This is a genomic window from Streptomyces sp. NPDC001732 (genome assembly GCF_053596315.1).
In genome coordinates, this window is record NZ_JBSFFY010000067.1 from 21,627 (window position 1) to 31,634 (window position 10,008).

The following is a 10,008-nucleotide window of genomic DNA, read 5'->3' on the forward strand; positions in this document are numbered from 1 at the left end:
GACACGCGCATGCCGACCCCACACGCTGCCGGGGCCGGCAAGACGCGCGACACCATCGACGTCGTGGGCGCCCGTACCAACAACCTGCGCGACGTGTCCGTCAGCATCCCCAAAGGCCGGCTCGTCGCCTTTACCGGCGTCAGCGGCAGCGGCAAAACCTCGCTCGCCATCGACACCCTGCACAGCGAGGCCCAACTGCGGTACCTGGAGGGCCTTTCGCCGTTCGTACGCCAGTACATCACCCAGCGCAACCGCCCCAAGGTCGACCGCATCCTCGGCCTCGGCGCCACGCTCGCGGTCGACCAGCGCCGCCTGAACCGCAACCCCCGCTCCACTGTCGCCACCATCACAGGGATCGACGGGCACCTCGGCCTGCTCTACTCGCGCCTCCCGCGGATCGGCCCGGACACGGACCCGGCCGCGGACACCGGCGCCGATCTCCTGACCACCGCGCACTTCGACCGCCACACCCCCGAAGGCAGCTGCCCGGACTGCCACGGCGCCGGTGGGCGCTGGCAGGCCCAGGAAGACCTCGTCATCACCCGCCCGGACCTCCCCCTCTTCGAAGGCGCCTCCCCCTGGTACGCCAAATGGCGGTCCGGAGAGCACGTGTTCGTCCCCGCACTCGCCGCCAGACGCGGCGTGGACCTCGGCCGGCCCTGGCAGTCGCTGCCCGCGGCGTTCCGGCACGACGTCCTGCACGGCACCGGCGACGAGGCGGTCGAGGCCACCGTCGACATCCCGAACAAGAACGAGACGGCTCGTATGACCTACACCTCCAGCCAACCGCTGCGCGGCGCGCTTGCCGAGGTGGAACGGGTGTTCGTCAACGCCCGGACGGCCGACGCCAAGCAGCGCTACCTGCCGTACATGCGCAAGCAGCCCTGCGGCACCTGCCACGGCAGCGGATTCGATCGGGTCGCCCGGTCCGTACGTTTCGGCGGCCTGACCTACCCCGATCTGCTGGACGTGGATGTACGCGAGGTCCGCCGCTGGGCCGGGCACGTCGCCGACTCCCTCGACACCCGGCAACGCACCGTCGGCGGGCCCCTGCTGCAGGACCTCGGACGCCGGCTCCGCCTCCTGGACCGGCTCGGCCTGGCCCACCTGCAGCTGTCCCGCAGCGCCGCCACACTGTCCGGCGGCGAGTTGCAGCGCACCCGGCTCGTCGCTCAGCTCGGCACCGAACTGAGCGACGTCATTTTCGTCCTGGACGAACCCGGCGTCGGGCTGCACCCGGCGGACAAGAAGCACCTTCTCGACATCGCCCTGGAGTTGCGCGAAGCCGGCAACACCGTCCTCCTCGTCGAACACGACCCCGAACTGATCGCCCGCGCCGACTGGATCGTTGATATGGGACCCGGCGCGGGCCGCCTCGGCGGCGAGGTCCTGGTCTCCGGCTCACCCGCCCTGGCCGCCGCCGACCCCGCCTCGGCCACTGGCCGCTACCTGGCCGGCAACGGGCCGCGGCTGCGCCGTACCCCCCGCCCGGTCCGCGATGACGCCGACTGGGTGGAACTGCACGGCCTACGCGCCCACAACGCGGCCGCGGAGCTGCTACGCCTCCCCGCCGGGCGGCTCACGTGCCTGACCGGGGTCAGCGGCAGCGGCAAGAGCAGCGTCCTGGGCGCACTCGCCGCTGGCGCGGCGGCCGCCCTCAAAGGCACGGCCGCCGACACCGTGCGCACGGTGACCGGACTCGACGGATTCGGCTGGGTCGCCGTGGTTGACCAGGAACCCCTCGGGCGCACGCCGCGGTCCAACCCGGCCACGTACAGCAAGGCGTTCGACATCGTCCGCAAACTGTTCGCCGCCACCGACACGGCACGCGCGCGCGGCGTCGACGCCTCCTGGTTCAGCTTCAACACCACCGGCGGCCGCTGCGCGACCTGCACCGGCTACGGCCGCAGGCTCGTCGACATGCACTTCCTCCCCGACATGTGGGTGGTGTGCGACACGTGCGACGGCCGACGCTACGGACCCGAGGCCCTCGAGGTCACCTACCGGGGGCTGTCCGTCGACCAGGTGCTGGACCTGACCGTCGCCGAGGCCGGGGAGGTCTTCACCGAACCCCGGCAGCTCGCGGAGACCCTCACTGCGCTCGACCGGGTCGGGCTCGGCTACCTCCGACTCGGCCAGAGCGCCACCGAGCTGTCCGGCGGCGAGGCCCAGCGCCTCAGACTCGCGTCCGCGATCCAGCGCGGCGCGGCGAGCCGCAAGGCCGGCCTCGTCATCCTCGATGAACCCGTCTCGGGCCTGCACCCGTCCGACATCCAGCGGGTCGTTGACGCACTCGACATGCTGCTCGACTCCGGCAACACCGTCGTCGTGGCCGAACACGACATCCCCGTCGCCGCGTCCGCGGACTGGGTGATCGACCTCGGACCGGGAGCCGGCCCCAACGGAGGCGCAGTGGTCGCGCAGGGCGCCCCCGACACCGTCGCCGGCGCGAACACTCCCACCGCGGGATACCTGCGCCGGTACGCGGCCGGCCTGCCACTCCTGGACGCCTCGGAGGACGCACGGCGCTGACGTACGGCGTGCCAGCGCGACCGGCAGGGTCGCATGCATGGTCCGCGGCGGCTGTCCGCTCGCCCCGGGCCACGCATGGCTCGCACCGGGACCGGGGCAAGCCCGAGCCGCCACGTATCTCCGTACACGACCACAACTCACAGTCGCCAGACCACGGCTCGCCAACTACCGATCAAATCCGCCAACTACCAATCAACGTCACATCGGGTAGCCGGCACCCCGCCGCCTGCGCGGACACCGGCCTCTGTCCACAGACGATCCGTGAGCCCCTGGAGGCATGAGCGATCACGAGCAGCAGCCGGCCCCGGACCGCAGCAAGGTCCTGGAGGCCCTCGCGCGGGCGGAGCGGAAGGTCTTCACCCGGCCCGCACCGAAATCCGCAAAGGCACAGATGAAATTCCTTCTCACGCGGGCGAAGGGGTCGACCAGGGCCGTAGCGGAGCGCCTGGGCGTCTCGCGCCGCACGGTGGAGCGCTACCGGGCCGGGAAGCTGACGACCCCGCAGAAGCGCCTCCAGGCGGCCCTGGTGGAGGAGACCGAATCCGACTGGCAACCGCAGGTCAGAGCACAGGCACGCGCAGCGGCGGCCACCTCGCGGGGGATGATGGTGGAGGTGACGGCGTACTTCGGATTCACCTGCATGGGCAGCTCGGACGACGGCCGCGAGCGCCAGATCAACGGGTATCGCCGAGATACGAGTCAAAGGGGCAATGAGTTGATCTTGAATCCCTGAGAGCGCAGCTCAGCCTGGAACAGATGCGGCCTACGGCAGTAGGGGAGGTCACCAGCGCGGAATTACCCAAGCCGGCATGGAGGCCGCGTCCTGTTAACCTTCCCGGATGTTCATCGTGATGTTCATCTGACGGTCCTGGGTCTCTCCCGTCCAGGTTCTGATCCGTTGAGGGTGCGCTCTGTCCTGCCCTCCGGACCTCGATAGCCGTCAGATTCTTGGCGGCCTCGCGTTCAGCGTCGGTCGCACATCATCGGAGCTTCTTCGTGCTCGCAGTACTTCTCCTTCCTGGCGCTCTTCGCGCCTTCCTCCCCGCCCTGATCGGCCGGTCCGCCCTCGCGATGGGCGGTCTTGCCCTCCTCCTCGCCGTCCAGGACAGCACGGGTTCGTACACGCAGGCCGGTTTCGCAACAGCGGTGTTCGGCATCGCCAACGTCCTCGCCGCCCCCTGGCGTGCCCGGGCCGTCGATCGATTCGGTCAACGGATCGCGCTCACCACGATGGCCTCGGGCCAGGCCTCCGGGTTCATCGCTCTCGCGCTCATCACGGAAGCCGAGAATGTCGCGGATATCTGGTTCCTCGTTCTCAGTGCGGTGGTCGGCCTGACAGCGCCACCCCTGGGGGCAGCGATGCGAATGGTCTGGGCATCGCTCACAACAGCCGGTGACCAGCGAACAAAGGCATTCAGTATCGACGCGGTTTGCGAAGAGCTCCTCTTCGTCGGTGGTCCTGTCATCATCACCGCAGTCATCGTGGCCACTTCTCCCAGCATCGGACTCTGGGTGACCGCGGCAGCGGTTTCCCTCGGCACTGCAGCGATGACGTCCAGTGCCTCATCGGGGGCGCTGCGCGGGACAGGAGGGAGCGGCGCGCAAGGTGACCGCCCACTGCGACAGCCAGGTTTCGCAAGGGTATTGGTCGTCCTGCTGGGCGTCGGTGGTGTACTGGGCGTCGCGGAGATCGCAGCGCCAGCCACCGCTGCTCAACGTGATGCTGTCGCAGCTTCGGGCTGGCTCCTGGCAGCCTTTGCCGGCGGAAGCGCGCTCGGAGGTTTCCTCTATGGGCAACTGAACCTCAAGTCGGGGATCGGCAAAAGGCTGTTCGCCCTGTGCGCCAGCATGGGGCTTGCCGCGGTGTTCGTATCCCAGCTGGACACACTCGGTCTCTTCGCCGCAGGCCTCGCCCTCATCGGCCTCTTCCTCGCCCCGTCCCTCATCACCGGATACCTCATCGCCGACACCATCGTTCCGGACACCAGCCGGACGGAAGCGTCGACATGGATCAACACCTCCGTAAACCTCGGCGCATCGCTGGCATCCGCCGCGGCAGGACTCGTCATCGACAGGTCCGGCGCCTGGCTCGCCCTCTTGCTCGTGGGCGCGATCGCTCTCGCACTCGCCTCCGCTGTGCCATTCACACAGCTGCGCAAGATCGAGTCGCCTGCGGACCACGCTCCCGACCGTTGCGAGCAAGGCTGATCAGCAGCCCCCGACCTCCCGAGCGGTCAGGGCGTTGGTGCTGGCGTGCGGTGCTCCGTAGAAGCCCGGACAGGATGGTCGACCATGGGGCCAGCGGATCGGCGGCCCCAACCACGGTGGGGACTGGCTTGACAGCGAGGGGCCCAGGCGGCGCGCCGCCGGGTCCCCTCACATATCCACCCTTCGACGACGGTCTGTTCGTCGAAGGCTCGAAAGGGCAGCGACCTCTGACAGGCCGTCGGCGTCGCTGGTCATCTCACGGCGGCCCAGGAGCGGAACGAACTCCAGATCGAGAGTGCCCAGGTCGCCACGCAACCACCGTTGAAAGGCTGTCACGCTTCGCACTCGCAGAAATGAGTAGTTCTGAGAGACCGGAGCCCCTCACCGGACCGCGTGCGGTTTGCCCCTGATTTCCGTTCTCACAAATTCTCGCAAAACAAATTTCACACAATGCCCTCGCGATAGGTTCTGCGACATGCCCCAGCCCGCCGAACCGGCCGCCGCCGTCGAACAGTTCGACTGTCCGACCTGCGAAGCGCCCGCCGGAAGCACCTGCCGCACCCGTGGCGGCAAGGTCGCCCCGAAATACCACACCCCGCGCTTCATGCTCGTCCCCCAGCTCCGCGCCGAGCTGGAGGTGAAGACCCCCGCCGACCGCGGCCCCGGCCGCGCCTGGGAGATGGGCCCGGCCATCGACGCCGCGGTGCCGGAGGCCACGACGAAGCCCACGAGAGTGGGATACGCCCGTTGCAGTACCGCCCAGCAAGAGCTCCAGAGCCAGCTCGACGCCCTGAAAGAGGCAGGCTGTGACCCGGTTTTCTCGGAGAAGATCAGCACCCGGGTCAAGGTGCGGCCGGAGTTCGTCAAGGCGATGGACTTCGCCCGCACCATCAAGAAGGCCGTCCCGCACCAGCGGGTGATCTTCACCGTGGCACGAGATGAAGCGCCTGGGCCGCGGCGCCGCCGAGCTCCTGGCCATCGCCGAGAATCTGCGCCACCACGACATCCAGCTCGAACTCCTCACCGGCCCCCTCCAGGGTGTCTACGACCCCTCCGGGCACGGTGCCGCCCTCTTCGCGTTCTTCGCCGGCATGGCCGAGTCCGAGCGCGAGTACATCCGGGAGAAGTCTCTGGAAGGCCAAGCGTCCGCTCGCGAGCGCGGCCGCCACGGCGGGCGCCCCAAGGTCGTCGACGACGGCATGGCCGACTACGCCCGCAGCCTGGGGGCCCACGGCGTGCCCGTACCCCAGATCGCTCAGAAGCTGGTCATCACCTCGGGCAAGAACAGGAACCAGCACCCCTCGGTCGCCACCGTCTACCGCATCCTCGCCGAGGATGAGCCGGGAAGCTGAACAGGCACCGATGGGGTCGAGATCAGCTCATTGCCCCTTTGACCCATATCTCGGCGATACCCGCTTTACGAAGTGCAGCAGCACGACGGCGTACCGGCCGTGCTGTGCGCCAAGTGCAAGAAGCCCATCACCTCCCGTCACCCACGCTGGCCCGGAACCTGGACCACCCCCAGCAACGATGGCGGCCCCACATGTGAGGGGACGGGAACAGAACCGTTCTCTCCGGAGCCCCGAATCGGCTGGTACACCGACAGCGAATTCGGGCAACCCCATCAACCCCACCGCGCGTCACCGGACGAGATTGACAACTTCACTGGGACTCAGTAGTTGATGATGCGCCGACCGCGTCCTTCCGCCGTCGGGTACTGCCCGGCAGACTGGCTCTCCACAGAAACGATCAAGGGGAAAACCATGGAGTTAGAGCCCACCGAACTGTCCGAGGCGATCAAAGCGGTGCGCGGGGGACTGGCAGCCGCGCAGCAGGACGGGGACGGATCGCCGGTTCGGTTCACGGTCAAGGAGATCGTGCTGGATCTGGGAATCGAGCTGCGGCATACCGCGTCAATCGGTGGCGGGGTCAAGGCGTTCGTGGTCTCCGCGGATGCCAAGGGCGAGCGGGCGAAGACGGCCACGCACCGCATGACGGTCACCTTGGCGGTAGCGCCGGACGGCGAAGGCAGTGATCTGCTGATCGGTGACTCAGGCGGAGGCCGCGGCGGGCCGGTGGACGGCTTGCGGTAATAGGGGGCGGCGCGATGGCGGGGGGAGCGGTTCTGCGGACCGTTGAAGTCAGCAACCAGAACAAGGGCTCGTACGGGACCGGCTGCCTGATCGCGCCCGGCCTGGTGCTCACAGCCCATCACGTGGCGCTGCCCAGCGCAGACGGTGTCGTCACGGTCCGGGACACGGCGAGCGCCTCCTTTACCGAGGCGGTGGTGGTGTGGGAGAGCCCCGAGCTGGACGCTGTGCTGCTGACGGCCGACCGGACTCTGGTCGGAGCCGGTGTGGGCGTCGTGCGCTGGGGCGAGCTGGTCTGTGACTATCCGGGGCGGCGCCCCGTGTGCTCGATGACGGGGTTTCCCAAGGCGATGCGCCGCAGGGTTTCTGCCCGGCCCGAGCAGTACGTCGACGATCTGAAGACGGTGGAGGGGACCATCGCCCCGCACACCGGATCTCGCTCGAAGCTGTACGGGTTCGAAGTAGACGGCGCGGTGCCGACCGAGGTGAAGAACTGGCAGGGATTGTCCGGGGCCGGGGTCTTCTGCAACGGCGTATTGATCGGTCTCGCCCGCCTGGTCGACCGCCAGTGGGACCGGATCCTCATGGTGCTGCCGCTCTCACATCTGCTGGCCGCCGACGGCTTCACCGCTGCGGTCGTAGCCCACAGCGGCATGCCCCCGCGCCTCCAGCCCGCCGACCTGCGGCCATTGATGGACAACGCACCCGACCCCAAACTGTCCTCCACCTACCTGCTCGATCCGCGCTCCCAGGTCACTGACCTCACGGGCGTGAGCGAACTCGTTCAACGAATCGAGCAGTGGTGCAATGGCGCCGATCGCATCGACGTCGCCGCCGTGACCGGTCTGGGCGGCACAGGTAAATCCCGACTCCTCACCGAGGTGCTGCACCGGCTCACCACAGGCTCAGGCGACCAGCGGCCGTGGAGCGGGGGATTCCTCGCCGAACACCCCACCCACACTGACTACGAGATCCTCGGCACCGCCAGCTACCCGCTGCTCCTGGCGGTCGACCTCGCAGAAACCCGCCGTCCCCAGATCCGCGACCTCATGGCAGCCCTGGCCGGCTCCCACGACGGCGCCGCAGTCCGGGTCCTGCTCCTAGCCCGCGGCCATGACACCTGGTGGCCAGCTCTGCGTCGCCACCTGCGCACTCGGAACGTCGGCCCGGTCGATCATGCCTTCACCCTCACGCCCGACGACGCGCTGGACAGTCACAGCCCGGAGGACATCTATGTAGAGGCGAAGGCGGCCTTCGCCCGCCGCATCCGGCTGCTCCAGCAGGCCGGACACGGCGACCACACCTGGCCGGACCGTGTCGTCGCCGACGCACCGCGCCTCTACGGCGCCGGAATCGAGCACGCCGCGTGCCAGCCGGTGATCTACCACCACATCGCCGCGCTCGCCGATGTTCTGGCCCACGCCAACCCTGAGTTCGCCCTCAAGGACCACCCCATGGAGGTCCTGCTCGCGAACGAAGTGGAGTACGTACGACGCGTCGCTGAAGCCCGCCTGCCCGAAGGCACCATCGACGACAAGCTGCTTCGCACTCTGGTCGCCGCCCAGTTCCTCGCCGGCGCGCGTACCGCGCGGGACGGCCAGGCCGCCGTCCGGGCGTGCTTCGACGTCCATCACCGCGGCTACGGGGTCACCGCTCCTCCCGACGCCCGCCAACTGGCCGCACTCGACGACATTCTGACCGCTGCTTACCCCGCCACCGGCGGAGCCCACTGGGGCGCCGTCGGTGCGCCACTGGCCGCCGCGTTGCTCACCGAGGTCGAGGCCGAAAGCGGCGACGAGTTCGTCGAGACTTTCCTCCAGCACGAATCCCTCAAGACCGAGCAATGCCGGCAGACCCTCAGCACCATCGCCCGCACCGCCCAGGACAAGCCCAGCCTCGCCGCCGGCGCCCAGCGGGCCGTCGCCGCCGACCCACAACGCCTGCTACCGCTCGCGGCCCAGACTGTCACCGCCGAGCTCGGCACCGACCACGCCTGCCAGTGGCTCACCGGCCTCGAACACGCCGTCGCCGACCGTGCCGCTCACCCCGACGCCGACCCCGATACCTACGAGTGGGCCAGCAGCCTCATCAGCGAAGCCCAGGAGCGAACAGCCGCCGACAGGGACGATCTGGGCGCGCCCCTCACCCAGGAGGCTGACGTCCCCGAACAGCCGGACACGGGGACAAGCACAGATGCTTCCTCCGCCGACTCTCCCTTTGTCCTGGTGAAACCACAGGTGGGCTGGCTCACCCGGACCGCCATCACCTTCCTGGCCCTCTGCCACCTGGTCCTGGTCGCGGCCGTACCCTCCGGAGTCGCTCTCACCACCAACACGGGGAACGACGATGGGGCTCTGTGGTCCTTCGTCGCCATCAACGTGTTCATGCACCTGGCCGTCGCGAGCGCTTTCGGAGGCCGCCAGCTCGGCACCATTCCACTCTCATGGATCCTTCCGCCTTTCACGATCGGGATGACGACACTGTCTGGCCTCATGCTCGATCAGCACTGGCCCCCGGACTTGCCCCCGCCCTGGCTCGTGTGGCCGGTTCTCCTCGCCTCCGGCCTTGCAGCCTTGACCTACGCCTGGCGGATCTGGTTCGGCCAGTTGCGAGTCATCCGGCGGTCAGCCACGTCCGAGGATCTGCCGGGATGAGAGGCTCAATCAGCCGGCCGGGGAGCGGGCTGAGCTCTCACCCGAGCGCCCGTACAACGCTTGCCGACCGTCAACTATGTGCGGCCAGAGCGCCTCGTACCCGTTCCAACGATTCAGATCCGCTCGTTAAGACTGAGCAACTGACACGGCGCGAGTCCGCGCAAGCAGTTCGCGAAGTCGCCGTAGGACACGGCGGCGAGACCCTGCGCCGCCGCCACACGAGGATACGAGTACACGTCACCAGCATCGGCTTCGCCGCGTAGCGTCAGCGGCTGGTTGTAGGAACGGGCCCTGGCAGAACGCCGGGACCCGTTTCGTGGGGTGTCGGGTCAGGGGGCGGGGGTGTAGGTGACGGGGGTTCCGCCGCAGCTGGCCGCGATGTCCAGGAGCCGGTCCTTCTCGAGCTCGTCCACGGCCAGGTCCCAGCGCAGTTTGGTCGCGGTCCATTCCGCCGCGTAGCGGCACAGTGCTCCGGGGGCCGGGGGGAGCCATTCGGCGGGGTCCTGGTCGGCTTTGCTGCGGTT

Annotated in this window: 6 protein-coding genes and 2 pseudogenes; 7 read left to right on the top strand and 1 reads right to left on the bottom strand. The window is 68.7% G+C overall.

What is annotated here, in order from left to right:
- The first annotated feature begins 9 nt into the window (after positions 1–9).
- The 7 genes and pseudogenes from ACWCXX_RS34590 (at position 10) to ACWCXX_RS34620 (ending at position 9,484) form a co-directional block, all read left to right on the top strand.
- Positions 10–2,532 carry an excinuclease ABC subunit UvrA gene (locus ACWCXX_RS34590; protein WP_451134265.1) on the top strand — a complete coding sequence of 841 codons (2,523 nt, stop codon included), beginning with the start codon at positions 10–12 and terminating at the stop codon, positions 2,530–2,532.
- 277 nt (positions 2,533–2,809) lie between these two features.
- The gene (gene tpg, locus ACWCXX_RS34595; RefSeq protein ID WP_451134267.1) at positions 2,810–3,265 is read left to right on the top strand and encodes a telomere-protecting terminal protein Tpg; all 456 of its coding nucleotides are present in this window, start codon (positions 2,810–2,812) and stop codon (positions 3,263–3,265) included.
- Between the two features lie 263 nt (positions 3,266–3,528).
- A complete protein-coding gene (locus ACWCXX_RS34600) occupies positions 3,529–4,740 on the top strand; it encodes an MFS transporter (protein WP_451134269.1) in 1,212 nt (403 codons plus the stop codon).
- 475 nt (positions 4,741–5,215) lie between these two features.
- Positions 5,216–5,569: pseudogene (locus tag ACWCXX_RS34605) on the top strand (zinc finger domain-containing protein); the annotation flags it as partial.
- A gap of 109 nt (positions 5,570–5,678) precedes the next feature.
- The gene (locus ACWCXX_RS34610) at positions 5,679–6,092 is read left to right on the top strand and encodes a recombinase family protein (RefSeq protein ID WP_451134271.1); all 414 of its coding nucleotides are present in this window, start codon (positions 5,679–5,681) and stop codon (positions 6,090–6,092) included.
- Between the two features lie 411 nt (positions 6,093–6,503).
- Positions 6,504–6,833 carry a trypco2 family protein gene (locus ACWCXX_RS34615; RefSeq protein WP_451134273.1) on the top strand — a complete coding sequence of 110 codons (330 nt, stop codon included), beginning with the start codon at positions 6,504–6,506 and terminating at the stop codon, positions 6,831–6,833.
- Positions 6,834–6,847: 14 nt separating this feature from the next.
- A complete protein-coding gene (locus ACWCXX_RS34620) occupies positions 6,848–9,484 on the top strand; it encodes a S1 family peptidase (RefSeq protein ID WP_451134275.1) in 2,637 nt (878 codons plus the stop codon).
- 329 nt (positions 9,485–9,813) lie between these two features.
- Here ACWCXX_RS34620 and ACWCXX_RS34625 read toward each other — a convergent pair.
- Positions 9,814–10,008: pseudogene (locus ACWCXX_RS34625) on the bottom strand (HNH endonuclease); the annotation flags it as partial.